At 43.1% G+C, this 17,658-nt stretch carries 14 protein-coding genes; 9 read left to right on the top strand and 5 right to left on the bottom strand.

What is annotated here, in order from left to right; translation table 11 throughout:
- The first annotated feature begins 28 nt into the window (after positions 1-28).
- Positions 29-1,048 (top strand): N-acetyl-gamma-glutamyl-phosphate reductase, encoded by a 1,020-nt coding sequence (gene argC / locus GQF63_RS10500; RefSeq protein ID WP_160369176.1) that lies wholly within the window; start codon positions 29-31, stop codon positions 1,046-1,048.
- Between the two features lie 76 nt (positions 1,049-1,124).
- On the opposite strand, the gene GQF63_RS10495 is transcribed toward argC, so the two are convergent.
- From GQF63_RS10495 to sucC, 3 genes are all read right to left on the bottom strand, one after another.
- Positions 1,125-1,931 (bottom strand): hypothetical protein, encoded by an 807-nt coding sequence (locus tag GQF63_RS10495; protein ID WP_246163458.1) that lies wholly within the window; start codon positions 1,929-1,931, stop codon positions 1,125-1,127.
- Between the two features lie 75 nt (positions 1,932-2,006).
- Complete coding sequence (hemL, locus tag GQF63_RS10490) at positions 2,007-3,317, bottom strand: glutamate-1-semialdehyde 2,1-aminomutase (protein ID WP_160369174.1); 1,311 nt, start codon at positions 3,315-3,317, stop codon at positions 2,007-2,009.
- 286 nt (positions 3,318-3,603) lie between these two features.
- A complete protein-coding gene (sucC, locus tag GQF63_RS10485; RefSeq protein WP_160369173.1) occupies positions 3,604-4,803 on the bottom strand; it encodes an ADP-forming succinate--CoA ligase subunit beta in 1,200 nt (399 codons plus the stop codon).
- 138 nt (positions 4,804-4,941) lie between these two features.
- On the opposite strand from sucC, the gene GQF63_RS10480 reads away from it, so the two are divergent.
- From GQF63_RS10480 to GQF63_RS10455, 6 genes are all read left to right on the top strand, one after another.
- Entirely contained in the window at positions 4,942-5,595 is a 654-nt protein-coding gene (locus GQF63_RS10480) for an ABC transporter ATP-binding protein (RefSeq protein WP_160369172.1), read from the top strand.
- 1 nt (position 5,596) lies between these two features.
- Positions 5,597-6,064, top strand: coding sequence for a hypothetical protein (locus GQF63_RS10475; RefSeq protein ID WP_160369171.1), 468 nt, complete (start codon positions 5,597-5,599; stop codon positions 6,062-6,064).
- A 7-nt stretch (positions 6,065-6,071) separates the two neighbouring features.
- A complete protein-coding gene (locus GQF63_RS10470) occupies positions 6,072-6,623 on the top strand; it encodes an HAD family hydrolase (protein WP_160369170.1) in 552 nt (183 codons plus the stop codon).
- Between the two features lie 5 nt (positions 6,624-6,628).
- Positions 6,629-8,164 (top strand): S41 family peptidase, encoded by a 1,536-nt coding sequence (locus tag GQF63_RS10465; RefSeq protein ID WP_160369169.1) that lies wholly within the window; start codon positions 6,629-6,631, stop codon positions 8,162-8,164.
- A 106-nt stretch (positions 8,165-8,270) separates the two neighbouring features.
- Entirely contained in the window at positions 8,271-9,692 is a 1,422-nt protein-coding gene (locus tag GQF63_RS10460; RefSeq protein ID WP_160369168.1) for a S41 family peptidase, read from the top strand.
- A gap of 31 nt (positions 9,693-9,723) precedes the next feature.
- Positions 9,724-10,734, top strand: coding sequence for a LacI family DNA-binding transcriptional regulator (locus GQF63_RS10455; RefSeq protein ID WP_160369167.1), 1,011 nt, complete (start codon positions 9,724-9,726; stop codon positions 10,732-10,734).
- On the opposite strand, the gene GQF63_RS10450 is transcribed toward GQF63_RS10455, so the two are convergent.
- Positions 10,735-11,151, bottom strand: a complete 417-nt coding sequence (locus GQF63_RS10450) for an OsmC family protein (protein WP_160369166.1) — start codon at positions 11,149-11,151, stop codon at positions 10,735-10,737.
- 404 nt (positions 11,152-11,555) lie between these two features.
- Between GQF63_RS10450 and GQF63_RS10445 the strand changes: the two genes are divergently transcribed.
- Both GQF63_RS10445 and GQF63_RS10440 read left to right on the top strand, forming a co-directional pair.
- Positions 11,556-12,968, top strand: coding sequence for a Gfo/Idh/MocA family protein (locus GQF63_RS10445; protein ID WP_160369165.1), 1,413 nt, complete (start codon positions 11,556-11,558; stop codon positions 12,966-12,968).
- 108 nt (positions 12,969-13,076) lie between these two features.
- Positions 13,077-14,144 (top strand): formylglycine-generating enzyme family protein, encoded by a 1,068-nt coding sequence (locus tag GQF63_RS10440; protein ID WP_160369164.1) that lies wholly within the window; start codon positions 13,077-13,079, stop codon positions 14,142-14,144.
- Positions 14,145-14,517: 373 nt separating this feature from the next.
- On the opposite strand, the gene carB is transcribed toward GQF63_RS10440, so the two are convergent.
- Positions 14,518-17,337 (bottom strand): carbamoyl-phosphate synthase large subunit, encoded by a 2,820-nt coding sequence (gene carB / locus GQF63_RS10435; protein ID WP_160369163.1) that lies wholly within the window; start codon positions 17,335-17,337, stop codon positions 14,518-14,520.
- Positions 17,338-17,658 lie beyond the last annotated feature (321 nt).

Below are 17,658 nucleotides of genomic sequence, written 5' to 3'. Positions count from 1 at the left end.
CGCGCGGCGCTCAATATTTTAACATATTATGGAAAAAATCAAAGTAGGAATTGTCGGATCCGCAGGGTATACCGGGGGCGAGTTATTACGCATCCTGATTTACCACCCGCAAGTAGAGATTGTATTTGCTAACAGTGCTTCAAATGCCGGGAATAGACTTTCCGATGTGCATAACGACCTGTTTGGAGATACCGATCTTCGCTTTTCTTCCGATTTCCATTCCGATATCGATGTCTTGTTCTTATGTGTTGGCCATGGCGATGCCCGGAAGTTCCTGGATGCTCATCCAGTAGCGTCACACGTTAAGATCATCGACCTCTCGCAAGATTACCGCTTGAAGGCTAATACCGCCTATCAAGGGCAAGACTTTGTCTATGGCTTGCCGGAGTTAAATAAAGAGGCTATTCAATCGGCACAATACATTGCCAATCCAGGCTGTTTTGCCACCAATATCCAATTGGCTTTATTACCCTTAGCCAGTAAAGGCTTATTGCCGGGGCAAATCCATATCAATGCGACCACAGGATCTACAGGGGCAGGGCAGAAGCCTACAGCTACCTCTCATTTCTCTTGGCGCAATAATAATCTATCGGCATATAAGTCTTTCGAGCATCAGCACTTGCAAGAGGTTTCTGAATCGCTGAATCAATTGCAGGCAGATTTCCTTCCTACTACCGGAGGAAGCTTGCTGGAGCGTGCTGCCCAAAAGATAAACTTCATACCACAGCGTGGTGATTTCGCACGTGGGATATTCTCGGCAATCTATGTAGAATGCTCAATCAGTGAAGAGGAAGCTTACGAGCTGTATGAAGCCTATTATGAAGCACATCCCTTTACGCATGTTTCCAAAGCAAATATCGACTTAAAGCAGGTCGTTAATACCAATAAGAGTATTATGCATTTGGAGAAACATGGAGCCAACCTATTGATTTTAAATGCGACCGATAACCTTGTGAAAGGCGCATCGGGTCAAGCAGTGCAGAATATGAATTTAATGTTCGGCTTAGACGAGCGTGCAGGCTTAAACTTGAAGTCTGTAGCCTTCTAATACCAAAGCATTACAGGATATAAAAAGGAAGCCCCGAACCAATAGGTCCGGGGCTTCGATTATTTATAAGCGTTATTTATTGTTCCAATAAATTGATCTTCCTTTCTACAGAAACATTGTCACCGGTAATAGCATTACCATCTTTATCAATGAGGGTAAGTTTTACGGTCGCTTCTCCTTTAGGAAGGTTCAACACTTCGTATGGTACCCATTGATCAAGGATAAACTCCTGACCATTGATATTCGCCTTAACCTTATTGCCATCAGCCGATAGGGTGGTGTTGTTTACAAAGAAGTCTAACAATAAAACATTGGTTTCATCGCCTTTGTAATCACCTTTTGGACGACTGTAGAATAATGCCGGCGCAGTTGGCGTAGGCTCTTCTGTAATCTTCGCATCAGCACCCACTTTAAATTTAATCAATTTAGCCGCTTCCGCAGTCTTAATCGATTCATGGAAAGAACGCGATAAGAAGGAAAGCAGGTAATGCTCTGAGTTTACAGGAACCGTAAAGGTATGCTCCGGTTTATAGAGCGCCACATAAGGGGTATTATCCAAAATAAAGTGAATATGCTGCCCATCGTGAGAGTTCGCCATATGATGTGTATGCTCCGTCTGCTCTGTAAGCTTAAAGTTCTCTACATTGTACTTCACGGTAATTTTTGCCGAGTCAGCACCTACTTTCTCTGCCGTTAGGGAAGCAATTTTTAAGCTGGCTCCCGGAAACTCTTTGGCATGCTGTAGGGGATTAACGGCAATGGCACCCACGGAGTCAGCTAAAGCGGTCGAGTCACGAATCTCGCCATCTTTATTCTTCGTCGGGGTATTATTACATGATGCCAGTAGGGCTGCTGCCGCTACTATTGCAAATGCTGATTTCATTGTTCTCATCTTTTGATATTTAGTCGATTAATGTTTATACAGTATCAAACAAATATAAAGGATAAATGTTTTACCTTATTGAAATACAATATCAAGTGCCTCTTTAATAACAGCTAAGCTCTTGGTTAAATCAGCTTCTGTATGTGCTGCAGAGATGAATCCTACCTCATAACCCGATGGACCGAAGTAAACCCCGCGGTTCAATAATTCACGGTGCATTTTCTTGTAATTCTCCATCGATGCCGGATCGATTTGATCAGCACGTTGAATATTTTCGTTGCTGAAGGCAAACCAGAAAATAGAACCTATCGTAAAAATACGAACCCCATATCCTTTTTCTGCGATGTGCGCACGTAACTCGTCAACAAAAGCTTGTGTTGTTTTCTCTAATTGCTCGTAAAAGCCAGGTCTTGCCAGAATCGACAGCGCAGCAATACCTGCGGCCATCGCTACTGGATTTCCAGATAAAGTACCAGCCTGATATACGGATCCATCTGGTGAGATGCAGGCCATCAATTCTTTGGATGCGCCATACGCACCAACAGGCATACCACCACCGATGATCTTGCCATAGGTAAGGATATCAGGTTGAATATCATAGTATTTTGCGGCACCTTCAAAGCCCAGGCGGAATCCTGTAATCACCTCATCGAAGATCATCAGTGCGCCATTGGCTTTAGTAATATCGCGTAGGAAATGGATATAGTCTTTATCTTGAATTAACAAGCCGTTATTCGCTGGAACACCTTCGATGATCACGGCAGCAATTTGATCTTTAAAATCAACAAACACCTGCTCTAAGGCTTGTTTATCATTTAGGGCAATCACAATTGTTTCATCCGCAAAGGCTTTTGGTACACCTGCAGAGGAGGTTTCCCCAAAAGTAACCAAGCCCGATCCTGCTTTCACCAATAAGGAGTCGGAGTGGCCATGATAACAACCTTCAAACTTCACGATTTTATCACGTTTGGTATAGCCGCGTGCCAAGCGAATCGCCGACATCACAGCTTCTGTACCCGAGCTTACAAAACGGATTTTCTCAATCTTCTTATTATGGGTTAAGATCAGCTCGGCAAGGTCATTCTCCAATTTTGTTGGAGCACCAAAGCTTAAGCCTTTCCCCAATTGCTCTTGCACAGCCTCCCGAATTTCAGCATTATTATGCCCTAAAATCAAAGGCCCCCAAGAACAGCAGAAGTCAATAAATTCATTGCCGTCGGCATCCCAAAGGTGCGCCTGATCGCCACGCTCAATAAATAAAGGTGTGCCATACACCGATTTAAAAGCACGAACCGGAGAGTTCACTCCACCCGGAAAATATTGCTTCGCTTTTTCAAATAACTCCGCCGATTGCTTCCGTGAAATATCTGAAACTGATGTTGTCATAGTATGTATAAAGATTGTTTAGTGCAAAGTTAGTATTTAGTAGATAGTATTTAGTATAAAGACCCTTGCAGATGTGTTATTAATACGAATATGACCGTAATTTGTTAGTGTTAGGGTTTCATGGGCAAGCACAAAAAGGTAACTTGTTGCTGTTCAAGTTTAATGTACAAACCTAAAAGGCGATCATAGGTCTAACTACTAAGTACTAAATACTATATACTCTTTCCGCGTCATAAAAAAAGCGAGCTTTTCCCAAAAGCTCGCTTTTTTTATGACGCGGAAAGTACTATTTTCCTTCTTCCAATACTTTCGTTACTAGCTCGGCAGCTTCTTTCAACAAGATCGCTGAGTAAACTTGTAAACCAGATTGGTCGATTAATTCTTTTGCTTCTTTGGCATTTGTTCCTTGAAGACGAACGATAATTGGCACTGGAATATTGCCGATTTCGTTGTAAGCATCAATAACACCTTGGGCAACACGGTCACAACGAACGATACCACCGAAGATATTAATTAAGATTGCTTTTACGTTAGGATCTTTCAAGATGATGTTGAAACCTGCTTTTACGGTCTCAGCATTTGCTGTACCACCAACGTCTAGGAAGTTTGCGGGCTCACCACCGGCTAATTTAATGATGTCCATAGTCGCCATAGCTAAACCAGCACCATTCACCATACAGCCTACGTTACCATCTAATTTCACGTAGTTTAGGTTAGACTCACCAGCTTCAACTTCTGTCGGATCTTCCTCAGTGATGTCGCGCAAAGCAGCGATATCAGCATGACGGTATAAAGCATTCTCATCTAAGTTTACTTTCGCGTCTACCGCTAAGATCTTATCGTCAGAAGTTTTTAATACCGGGTTGATTTCGAACATCGATGCATCAATAGAATCGTATGCTTTATAAAGGGCAGCCACAAATTTAACCATGTCTTTGTGTGCAGCACCTGATAAACCTAAGTTGAACGCAATTTTACGCGCTTGGAAACCTTGAAGGCCAACTTTAGGGTCAATTTCTTCTTTGAAAATTAAGTGAGGTGTTTTTTCAGCAACTTCCTCGATGTCCATACCACCTTCTGTAGAGTACATGATGATGTTACGACCAGTAGCACGGTCTAATAATACAGACATGTAGAATTCTTTGGTTTCGCTATCGCCAGGGTAGTAAACATCCTGAGCAACTAAAACCTTATTAACTTTTTTACCTTCTGGACCAGTCTGCGGTGTTACCAATTGCATACCGATGATGTCTGTTGCGCGTTGCAATACTTCATCATGGTTTTTCGCTAATTTTACACCACCACCTTTACCACGGCCACCCGCATGGATTTGTGCTTTTACCACTACCCAATCCGAGTTGAATTCTTCTTTCATTCTTTTCGCAGCCTCAACAGCTTGCTCCGGGGTTTCGGCAACAATACCTTCCTGTACTCTTACTCCGAAACTCTTAAGTATTTCTTTTCCTTGATATTCGTGAATGTTCATTGATAAAAAAATTTGCTGTAAAAATAGCGTATTTATTCGGAAGGGACAAGTTATTATTTTGATAAAATCGTGAATTATCCATTAAGTTTACCCCTTATGGATGGATTATGCTGCTGTTTTTTTTGTTATTTTCGCAATATGATCTTAAAAGCCAATAATATTTTCAAATCCTATGGCGACCTCGCTATCCTCAAAGGGGTAAGTGTGTCGGTCAATAAGGGGGAAATCGTCTCCATCGTAGGTGCATCAGGCGCCGGAAAAAGTACGCTCCTGCATATCATGGGCACCTTGGATAAACCCGATAAGGGAACCTTGATGATGGAAGGGCAGGATGTTTTTGCACTCAGTGAAAAGCAACTTAGCGATTTCAGAAACAAGCATATTGGTTTTGTTTTTCAATTTCACCACCTCCTTCCGGAATTTACTGCCCTCGAGAATGTGTGTATTCCAGCCTTTATTGCCGGAATGGATAAAGTGGAAGCCGAGCGGCGTGGCATGGAATTATTGGATATCTTGGGTGTTGCCCACCGGGCCAAGCATAAGCCTGGTGCCATGTCGGGGGGCGAGCAGCAGCGAGTTTCCGTTGCGCGTGCCTTGATCAATAACCCAACCATCATTCTGGCCGACGAACCTTCAGGTAACCTAGATTCCGAAAATGCAGCATCCCTGCATCAGCTGTTCTTTGACCTAAGGGATAAGATGCAACAAACCTTTGTGATTGTCACCCACAACGAAGAATTGGCACGGATTTCCGATCGTACTATCCATATGCGCGATGGCTTAATCTATTAATATGCAGAAAATTATCATTACCTATGGCACGCGGCCCTTGGCACAGCGCGTCGCCCAAGCAATAGGCGAACAGTTGCAGGTGCAGTTTGCCACTTCCGAGCAGGTGCCAAGCATTTTGCAGGCAAAATACCTGCAGATACCAACAGCAGCAAACCCTACCTTTGCCCACGAATTGTTGAAATGCTGCCTCGATCAGCAGGCCAACTACCTCTTGCCGCTAGGTTTTCGCGAAATGGAAAGCCTCGCCGAAGCTGCTCTTTTATTTGAGGAATATGGCATTCAATTGCTGAGTCCTACCTTGGACGAGCTAAAAGCCTTATTTGTCCTGCCGAACCCGGCCAAAGAAGTAGAAATCCAAATTATCGCCCTAGGCAAGAATCTCCTCAATCAGCAAGACGTGGCTTATCCCGGCTCCGGCTTGCTGGCCTTCTCCGATGAAGGCGAGGAATTTGCCCTTTGCACAGTTTAATACCAACATGAAGATCCAAGAATTACCCGATACCAAAAAGCTGTATCTGTTTGAATTAGACGATGTATTGTATCCAAAGCAAGATTTTCTGTTACAAGTCTATTATCTATTTGCACAATTTATAGAATTTACAGAAGCACGCCCTGTTGCTGCAGAAATGGTGGCTTTTATGAAAGATACCCTGCTAGCCGAAGGGGAAGATGCTGTTTATGAGGCCACGGTCAAGAAGTTTGCGCTTAAAGCCGATTATCGCGAAAACTTTGAACGTTTGCAAGCAAATGGACATTTACCCCTCAAATTGTTTCTCTTTGAAAACGTACAGACTCTGTTCAAAAAGCTAAACGAGCAAGGAGCTCAAATAGCCGTCTTGACGGCAGGCAATCCCGCCCTGCAACTCAATAAATTAAGGCACATAGACTGGATGGGCTATGATAAAAAGTTGAAGGTTTATTTTACCGATGAATTGCGCTTCCGAAATATTGATCCTTTTACCTATATTGCTTCTGAACATACAGTGTCAGCAGATGATATATACTACATCCAGTCAAAATTAATTTAACCTTTATGAAATCCAGATTTCTTCTTGCGCTCCTTTCATTTGTCGTAGCCTTTACAGCCTGTAAAAAGGATAATAACAAACCAGATCAACAAAACCAGGATAAAGAAACCCAACTGCGGGATCTTACCTATTACTACTCCGGTATGTTTTCGCTCTGGGCAGATAAAATCCCGGATTCCAAATTAATCGCTCAAAATAAAAACTACGAGCAGGTCTTTGCAGACAAGCCCATTATCGAACCTTCCATATTAGAGAAGATAAGATCGGCCCACACCGGAAACCTAAGTACAGGCGAAGAGGTCTTGGCAAAAATTAAAACCCTTTATGCCAACGATGATCGCTTTAGCTTTATCGATAGGAAAGGTGTTGTAGGGGAAGAAATTGGTGAGGGTCTACATAAGGAATTTGGTATTATCCCCGATTATTTCTTGTCTTCGGCGAATGCCAGCAACGCCGACCTGTATATTAAATTGGTTCAGAAAAACTCGCCGGCAGAGAAAGCCGGGATAAAACGAGGCATGCGCGTATTAAGTATCGACGGGGATACTAAAATAGATTATCTCTCCCAAGAGCCTAAAGATTTTGCCTTGGTCAATAAATTATTTGGTGGGCCAGAAAGTATTAAAATCAAGGTTAAAGACCTCAATACTAATAAAGAGTCTGAGGTAACCCTACAAGCTGGAGAATATCATATCGAGCCCTTTTTTGAGAACAAGGTGGTCACGCTCAACAATAAGAAAATAGGGTATCTGGCTTATACCTCCTTTGTCGAGATTTTTAAAAGAGACGGATCGCATACGGATTATTACGCAGGTTTGGAGAATGCGGTAAAGAGCCTGGAAGATCAAGGTATTCAGGAACTGGTTGTCGATCTACGCTATAATGGTGGCGGTTCAACCAATGCTGCAGAGTTATTTACCAATCTATTGGCGCCTACTAAGGTGGGAACAAGCGTGATGTATACCCATAAAGTAAATGACACGTTCAAAAGATGGCGATTTGACGATCCTACAGTCGAAGGTGCCCCATTTGCTCCGATTAAATTTAATAAAAAGAACAGCTTGAACTTAGCTAAAATCTATTTTCTTGTGACCCGCAGCACCGCTTCGGCCAGTGAATTACTTATCAATAACCTACGCCCGCATATGCAGGTGGAGTTAATTTCCATTAACGACCGCGGAAGTTATGGTAAGCCTGTAGGTTTCTTTGGCTTCTCCGTCATGGACAAGTATGCAGACCTGTATATCACTTCCTTTGAAACCTTAAACAGTAGCGGCCAAGGCGGCTATTTTAACGGCTTAATAGGAACGAAAAAAGATTCATACGATGATATCGCGCATCAATTAGGCGATACCAACGAACAGATGTTCAAAGATGCACTCTATCATATTGCAAGCGGTAGCTATCAAAGTGCAAGAGCCAGTACCCGAATTGGAAAATCAGGCGAAAGCATAAGCCCGGTATCTTTAAATATTCCAGGATCTAATAGCTCTGTTTTGGGGATGTTTAAATTTTCCGATCGAAAAAATGCAAAGCTGTAAAATAATTTTTACAGCGCATTAATCTTTTGCCAGATGGATTGGTCTGAGATTTGGTGAAGCCTTGCATAGTGTGCAATTATAAATTAAGAACGTACAGAAAACATCCATGAGAAGATTACTGCCCCTTATTGCCTTACTATGGTTTGTAAGCTGTGAGAAAGATGTAAATAAACTTGCACCTCCGCCAAAGCCGGAACCACCGGTAAGTAACCGTACTGAAGCGCAAAAAATACGCGATAGTGTCTATTTCTATTACCAAAAAGATTCCTATTGGACTGATGCTATAAAAGTATATAACCCTATTTCAACATTTACCGATCAATATTCCAGTCCGGAAGATGTATTGGCCGCTTTAAAGAAGCAAACCCCTTTTCATGCCGGCTATAACGGCCCATTCGATCGTTTTTCCAGATTGGAAGATATCAGCAGTGGTTCCGGCCGCGCTAAAGCAGACCTCGCCGATGGGTATGGCATGTACCTTGAATTTGTGAGGGCAGGCGCAACAACGCAGTTGTATGTCTATTTTGTGGAGGGAGGATCACCTGCGGCAGAGCAAGGCGTCAAACGGGGCGACCGTATTATAGAAATGAATAAAAACACTGACATGAGCCAAGGAAATGTCAACTTTATTCAGAATGCTATCGATGGGAATAACCTGGACATGAAAGTGTTGCGCGCAGGAAAGGAGATTAGTTTTAAGATGGCATATACCACTTACAATATCAATCCTGTCATCGCTGATACCGTATATTCCATCAACAACAAAAATGTAGGCTATATCGCGATGTCATCTTTTGAAGAAATGTATGACGATGGCGGGCGACAAACCCAAATGTATAAAGACCTGCAACGGGTTTTCGATAACTTCGGCGCTAAAAATATCGGCGATATCATTGTCGATTTACGCTATAATGTGGGCGGCTATGTGAGCACCGCTGTACACTTCGCGAACAAAATAATCAACAGTAGCGGGAATGGCCAAGTGATGTTTAAATACGATGTCAATAAGAATTTGAAATACCTGCCGAATGGTCGCTTGAATCCGGAGTTTTCGGATGTACTCTTCCAGCGTGAAAATTCAACCAATATCCAAAAAGTCGTATTTCTAGTCTCAAATGAAACAGCATCGGCCAGTGAGATCGTCATTTCTGCCCTAAAACCTTATATGGACGTCAAATTAATTGCTGAAAAAGATGCTACCTTTGGTAAACCTGTAGGCTTCTTCCGCCAAGATATCATGGGGAAAGTAGGCTTATGGACGGCCTCCTTCAAGATTATCAATAAAGATGGCTTTACGGACTATTGGGATGGTATTCCGGGCGATTTGAAAAATGTAACCGATAATATTACCCTGGATTTTAAAGATCCTAAAGAGAATATGATCGCATCGGCACTGAACTATATTAAAACGGGCGCTTTAATTAAGGTTAGTGTGGCTGGAAAGGCCTCTACGCGGACTTCTAGCTCAAGCATCCAGAAATTGCAGCGGATAAATCAGCCGAAGGAAAGGGATTTAATAAAGAATTAAAACTTCATTATTAAATTCTTAACTTTACTGCATGTCAGGAAATAAACCGACCACGATAAAAGAAATCGCACGAAAGCTAAAGATTTCCCCTTCTACCGTTTCACGGGCCTTAAATGACCATCCCAGCATTGGCGATGTCACCAAAGATAGAGTCCGTAAAATAGCAGAAGAAATGGCCTATGAGCCCAATCAAACCGCCATCTTCTTTAAACAACGTAAGACATTTACCATCGGGGTCATTTTACCGAAACTTTCTGAACCTTTTTTCTCCGATGCCATTTCAACCATCGAAACGGTAGCCGAAGAGAAGAAATACACCGTATTGCTTGGGCAGTCCTTAGACAATGAACAACGGGAATTGAACATTGTGCAATCCTTTAAAAAACATCGGGTCGATGGCATCCTAATGTCCTTGGGCAAGAACACCGCCAATATGGACTATTTAGATATCCTGGCGAAAACAGAAATTCCTATTGTATTCTTTGATTGTGTGCCCGATTTGCCCAATGTACATAAAGTCTATAGCGACCTTTCCACGGGAATGATGGAGGCTATTGACGCATTCATCGATCGGGGGCATCATAAAATCGCCCTGATCAATGGGCCAGAATCTCTATTAGCTTCAAAACAACGCTCTGAGTACTTTATCAAGGCTTTAAAGCAACGTGGACTTGCTGTCGATACCAACTACATCGTGCACACCGATCTAACCGAACAGGGCAATGAAGACGCCATGGAAAGCCTATGTGCCTTGGCAGATCGCCCTTCGGCAGTGGTCTCCTTTAATGATTTTGTCACCCTAGATTTGATTCGCTATGCGAAACAAAGAGGGATTGTCATGAATCAGGATATGTATTTTATCAGTTATGCCAATTATCCACTATGGAAGTACATGGATAATCCGCCTATGGGAAGTATCGAACAATATCCCGATCAGCAAGCGCAGCGTGCCGCCGAGATATTATTCGACTGTATCGATAAAAAGGAAGCTGTCGAGCAAGCGCAAGAAGTCATTTTCCCTTCTAAATTAGTGCTGAAATAATTAGTTGATCTGAATGCTGTAGGTAATTTCTACCCCACCGGCTACCAACATATCATGTACCGAGCAGTATTTCTTTACCGCTAGCTCAGCTGCTTTATGCGCTTTAACCTCATCGATCGGACCTTTCAGCTTGAAGGAAATATGGATCTTGGTAAAGATGTTAGGCACTTCATCCCGGCGCTCACCTTCCACCTCCACTTGCATGTCCTCAATCTCCTGACGTTGCTTCTGCAAAATAGTCGTCAAGTCAAAGGCGCTGCAGGAGCCTAAGGCCACCAATACCAACTCCATGGGACGTACGCCTTTTCCTTCGCCACCAATAGATTCCGGACCGTCAATATTTACTTTAACTGTAGAAGAAGCCGCCGAAGCTTCAAAATGAACAGCCTGGTTTTTACGTTGTAATGCTACTTTCATATCGTTTTATCTTGTCTAACAAAGCTACAAAAAAAAGCCCCGAGAACAGGCGTAAGCCTTGGAAAATGCCCCGCCTAAAGCCTCTTTATTCCCATCAAAATCCTTAAATATTCCACCTAACTGGCTTTATAACAAGAATATGACAGAAAAGCAATCGGTTGTGTAAATTGGACAAACGTTTGCATGCCCAAATCATTTCTGTTTTTTCAAAATTCGTTTTATTATTGTATATGGAGCGATTTGAAAGCCCCATAACCAAATTATAACGTTCATTAATTTGATAACATTTCGATTTTGACTGTTTAGTTTGTTTTAAAATAGGTGATTTAAAGGGGGATGTGATATCCCCCTTAACTTTGTAAACCCGTAAATTAGTATATTAGCTAGAATAATAATTATATACCATGAATAATTCACGTAGAGATTTTCTGAAGAAAGCAGGCCTATTGTCAAGTGCGGCTATAACCTTGCCAGCCTTGCAAAATGAAGTGTTTGCTTCTCCAAATTTTAATATGGCCGGTTTTGCCGCCCCAAAAATTGATAAAGTGAAAGTCGCTATCATCGGCTTAGGACAACGTGGTCCGGGTGCCGTAGATCGCATTTCCTATATCGAAGGTGCCGACATTGTGGCCCTATGTGATCGCCATCCGGAACGCGTAACAAAGGCGCAATCCATTTTAACCCGCAAAGGCTTGAAGGAAGCAACAGCCTATTCTGGCGAAGATGGCTGGAAAACCATGCTGAAAAATGAAGAACTCGATTTAGTCTATATCTGTACACCTTGGGAATACCACGCACCAATGGCCATCGAGGCCATGAAGTCGGGGGCGCATGCAGCTACAGAAGTTCCGATGGGACTTACCGTATCGGAAATCTGGGAAGTGGTGAAAACATCAGAAGCAACCAAAAAGCACTGCATGATGTTGGAAAACTGTAACTACGGCGATTTCGAGATGATTACCTTAAACATGGTGCGCCAAGGTTTATTTGGCGAGCTTATTCACGCTGAAGGTGCTTATATCCACGATTTGTTAGACTTAAACTTCTCCAAAACAGGATACGATAGAATGTGGCGCCTGCGCGAAAACATCAAAATGAATGGTAACTTATACCCAACCCACGGTTTAGGGCCAATTGCGCATTGTATGAACATCAACTGTGGTGATAAAATGAATCACTTGGTAGCCATGCAATCCAATGACTTTATGATGGGCGACCATGCCAGACAACTAGCGTCTACAGATGCTTTCTACAATGAATTTGTGGGAAAACGCTTTAGAGGAAATATGGACATTACCTTAATCAAAACCGAAAAAGGGAAAACCATGATGATTCAGCACGATGTCACTTCGCCGCGTCCATACTCACGTATTCACTTATTGAGTGGTACCAAAGCCTATGCGCAGAAGTATCCGAAAGAAACCATTGCTTTTGGACACGAGGCCGTGAAAGATGCTGAATTACAAAAGTTATTCGATAAATACGCACCGGAATTGATCAAATTCATCGGCCAGCAAGCTAAGCAAGTAGGTGGTCACGGTGGTATGGACTTCATTATGGACTGGCGTTTAATCGACTGTCTACGCAATGGCTTGCCATTGGATCAAACAGTATACGATGGAGCTTCTTGGTCTGCAGTAGTACCGTTAAGCGTACAATCTGTGGCGAAAAACAGCAGAACGGTAGATATTCCTGACTTCACCCGTGGAAATTGGAAAACCAATAAACCACACGATTTAACGTTGAACGGTGGTGGTAACACGAAAATCCGCCCGAAAGTCGATACAAAGAAAGATGTTCAGTTGAATGTTCAATAATTAAAATCTTACCTATACTTTTTAAAGAGCTATTCAACTGAATAGCTCTTTTTTGTGACAATAGCCCCTGCAATAATTTTTGTATATTGACCACGTAAACAAGAACCAATGAAACGATCTTACTTTCTTAGCCTTAGCCTTGGACTCCTGCTCAGCGTACCGGCAACAGCACAAGAGCATAAACAACATAGCCCCGATTCTGCCATGGTATGCCATACAGAAGCAATTCCCTCGCGCTTTGCTAAGGTGAAACAGGCTGGTTTAAAAAGCAAGGGCAGTGATGCGGTAAAGATGGTTCTTGTGCCTGGCGGAACATTCCGCATGGGTGCTAAAGACTTTCCCGATGCGCAACCCATCCACGAGGTCGAAGTTGCCCCTTTTTACATCGATGAACATGAGGTTACCAATGCCCAATATGCTGCCTTTGTGGAAGCAACAGGCTACGTAACGGTTGCAGAAAGACCACTAGATCCCAAAGATTTTCCCGGTGTAGATCCTGCCGTATTGGTGCCTGGCTCGGCCGTGTTTACCGCACCAACAGCAATACAGGGTATGCAAAACCACCTGCAATGGTGGGATTATGTTGCAGGAGCCAACTGGCGGCATCCGCAAGGCCCTGCCAGCAGCATTGCCGATAAAATGGATCATCCGGTCACCCAATTGGCCTATGAAGATGCCGAAGCCTATGCCAAATGGGCCGGAAAAAGATTGCCTACCGAAGCCGAATGGGAATTTGCTGCTAAAGCTGGAACACATACCGAGGAAACCTATTACTGGGGAACTGAGAAACTAAAGGATGGCAAGTGGATGGCTAATATCTTTCAAGGGACCTTCCCAACAAGCAATACAAAAGCCGATGGTTTTGAAACCACCGCCCCCGTGAAGTCCTTCCCCGCAAATGCCTATGGCCTTTACGATATGGAAGGCAATGTATGGGAATGGTGTTCCGACTTCTACCGACCCGATTATTACCAGCAAAGCCCTAAAAATAACCCACAAGGGCCAAAGGATTCCTATGACCCGCAAGAACCCGGCGCCATCAAACGCGTACAACGCGGCGGATCCTTCCTCTGCAACGACCAATACTGCGAACGCTACAAAGCCGGCAGCCGCGGAAAAGGAGAGGTGAACTCTCCAACAAATAACGTGGGTTTCCGCTGTGTGAAGAGTAAGTAGGAAGGCAGGGGGTAGAAGATTTGCGGTTAAGGACGCTTCGTTTGACGTGGCTGTCATCGTGAGCGTAGTCGAACGACTGGTACGTCAATACAATCAATCACATCTAATAACTTTATTAATAATTGTTTACAGCAAAAAAACAACTAGTAAATAAAATAAAGAGGACCGGAAATTTCCGGCCCTCTTTATTTTATTTACTAGTTATCTTGTTTTAAACTGTTGTTAGATATGGTGGATTGCACTGACGTACCAATGGTTCGTGGTTCGTCCTTCGACTCCGCTCAGGATGACAAAGTGGATGACAAAGTGGATGACAAAGTGGATGACAGTTCTCACATCTCACATCTCACATCTCATATCTCACATCTAACCCCTACTGCGCATTCAAGAACATCGACTTCTGTTTGTAAAGTTCTCTAAAGTGCGGATCATTCAAATCTTTGATAAAGCGAATGGCCTCACCTGTAGACTTCATCTCAGGGCCTAACTGTTTATCTACTTCCGGGAATTTCGAGAAGGAGAACACAGGTTCTTTGATAGCATAGCCTTGTAATTTACGCTCGATGCTGAAGTCTTTCAACTTATTCTCACCTAGCATTACTTTCGTTGCAATATTGATATAAGGAACGTCGTATGCTTTAGCGATAAATGGAACCGTACGGGATGCACGAGGGTTGGCCTCGATCACATAAACGTTCTCATCTTTAATCGCAAACTGAATATTTAATAATCCGATTACATTAAGTGCTTTTGCCAATTTAATCGAATATTCTTCCATTTTCTGTTGCACAGTTTCCGATAAGCTGAATGGAGGAAGTACGGCAGAAGAGTCACCCGAGTGAATACCGGCAGGCTCAATATGTTCCATCATACCGATGATATGCACATCTTCACCGTCGCAGATGGAGTCAGACTCCGCTTCTTCAGCACGATCCAAGAAGTGGTCAATTAAGATCTGGTTGCCCGGAAGATTCTTCAGTAAGTTAACTACAGCTTTTTCTAAGTCTTCATCGTTAATAACGATGCTCATGCCTTGTCCACCCAACACATAGGAAGGACGAACCAATACTGGGTAACCTACTTCGTTCGCCACTTTAATCGCTTCCTCAGCAGAAGTTGCCACACCGTATTTCGGGTAAGGGATACCTAATTCTTTCAATAAGTCAGAGAAGCTTCCACGATCTTCCGCAAGGTCCATGTCGCTAAACGATGTACCGATAATTTTCACACCTAAGGCTTCTAAGCGCTCAGCCATTTTTAAGGCCGTTTGACCACCTAACTGAACGATAACACCTTCTGGTTTCTCTAACTCGATAATCTCACGTACATGCTCCCAGAATACAGGCTCGAAGTAAAGCTTGTCGGCCATGTTAAAGTCTGTAGACACCGTCTCTGGGTTACAGTTCACCATGATAGCTTCGTAACCACATTCTTTCGCTGCTAATAAGCCGTGCACACAAGAGTAATCAAACTCAATACCTTGACCGATACGGTTCGGGCCAGAGCCTAATACGATGATTTTCTTGCGATCGCTCACTACCGACTCATTTTCGTCTTCGAAAGTAGAGTAGTAGTATGGCGTATGCGCCGGGAATTCTGCTGCACATGTATCTACCATTTTATAAACGCGGTGGATACCTAATTCTTTACGACGTGCATAAACATCATCCTCGGTAGTATTTCCTAATAACCAGGCAATCTGATAGTCAGAGTATCCTTTTTGTTTAAGGGTCATGAAGAAATCACGTGGTATATTATTTAATTGGTAGCGGCGTAATTCCCCTTCCAATTGTACTAATTCTTGAATCTGTACTAAGAACCATTTGTCGATTAGGGTAGCCTTACGGATGGATTCCAATGGTACGCCCAATTCAAAGGCATCTTTAATATGGAATAAACGATCGGCACTAGGATGCTCCAAGCTGTACATAATCTCTTCCAGGTTTCTGGATTGACGTCCGTCAGCACCTAAGCCTGCACGACCTGTTTCTAAAGACTGTGCTGCTTTTTGTAAAGCCTCGATAAAGGTACGGCCGATGGCCATTACTTCACCTACAGCTTTCATCTGTAAGCCTAATTCTTTATTGGCACCTTTAAACTTGTCGAAGTTAAAGCGTGGAACCTTAACAATAACATAGTCTAAGGTAGGCTCAAAGTAAGCCGATGTTGTTTTTGTAATTTGGTTTTGTAACTCATCCAAGTTGTAGCCAATCGCTAGTTTAGCAGCGATTTTCGCAATCGGATAACCTGTTGCTTTGGAAGCTAAGGCCGATGAGCGCGAAACACGTGGGTTAATCTCGATAGCGATAATATCTTCGTTCTCCGGATTCACAGAGAACTGCACGTTACAGCCACCCGCAAAATTACCGATCGAACGCATCATCTTGATCGCTTGATTACGCATGTCTTGGTAACACTTGTCTGATAAGGTCATTCCTGGTGCAACGGTAATCGAGTCACCAGTATGGATACCCATCGGGTCAAAGTTCTCAATCGTACAGATAATAATCACATTATCGTTGGTATCACGTAGTAATTCCAACTCAAATTCTTTCCAGCCTAATACCGCTTGCTCTACCAATACCTCGTGGGTAGGAGAGGCGTGTAATCCACGGTTTAAGGCTGCGTCAAAATCCTCTTTCTTGTGCACGAAACCACCTCCGGTTCCTGCTAAGGTGTAGGAAGGACGAATAACTAAAGGGTATCCAATAATCTGCGCCGCTTCTTTCCCTTCTAAGAAGGAGTTTGCGATTTTTGATTTTGCCACACCAACGCCGATGTCAACCATCAGTTGGCGGAATTCCTCCCGGTTTTCAGTCTTTTCGATCGCCGCAACATCCACGCCGATTACCTTAACATTGTACTTGTCCCAAATACCGCGGTTAGACGCTTCAATACATAAGTTTAACGCCGTTTGACCACCCATGGTAGGCAATACCGCATCAATATCACGCTCTTGAAGAATCTGCTCGATACTTTCGCACGTTAAGGGTAATAAATAGACATGATCGGCAACGACGTTATCCGTCATAATGGTTGCCGGGTTCGAGTTGATGATGGAAACTGAAATACCCTCTTCTTTTAAAGATAAGGCTGCTTGAGATCCTGAGTAATCAAATTCACAGGCCTGACCGATGACAATAGGTCCCGATCCAATGATTAATACCGAATTAATGGAGGTGTTTCTAGGCATTATTATTTATTTCAATTGTTAAATACAAAAACTTTGATGACAAATCAGACGCGAAAGAGCCTGTCTATGAGAAGGAATTCCGACTGCTTTGTCGGAGTGCAAAGTTACATTTTTATTTTAATAATGGAGGAATAATTGTTGATAAAAAAGAACAATGATTTTGGAAGGAGGGGGGGTGATAAGATGCTGTTGGCAATTGCTTTCATCGTATTGTCATCGTGCTGTCATCGTGCTGTCATCGCCTTGTCATGATGTTGTCATCGTCCTGTCATGGTGAGCGGAGTCGAACCACGAACGATTGGTACGCCAGTGCAATCAATT

Origin of the sequence: Sphingobacterium humi (genome assembly GCF_009768885.1) — a bacterium.
GTDB lineage: Bacteria > Bacteroidota > Bacteroidia > Sphingobacteriales > Sphingobacteriaceae > Sphingobacterium > Sphingobacterium humi.
The sequence above is the reverse complement of the archived record's forward strand: the minus strand, read 5'-3'. Positions and strand labels throughout refer to the sequence as shown.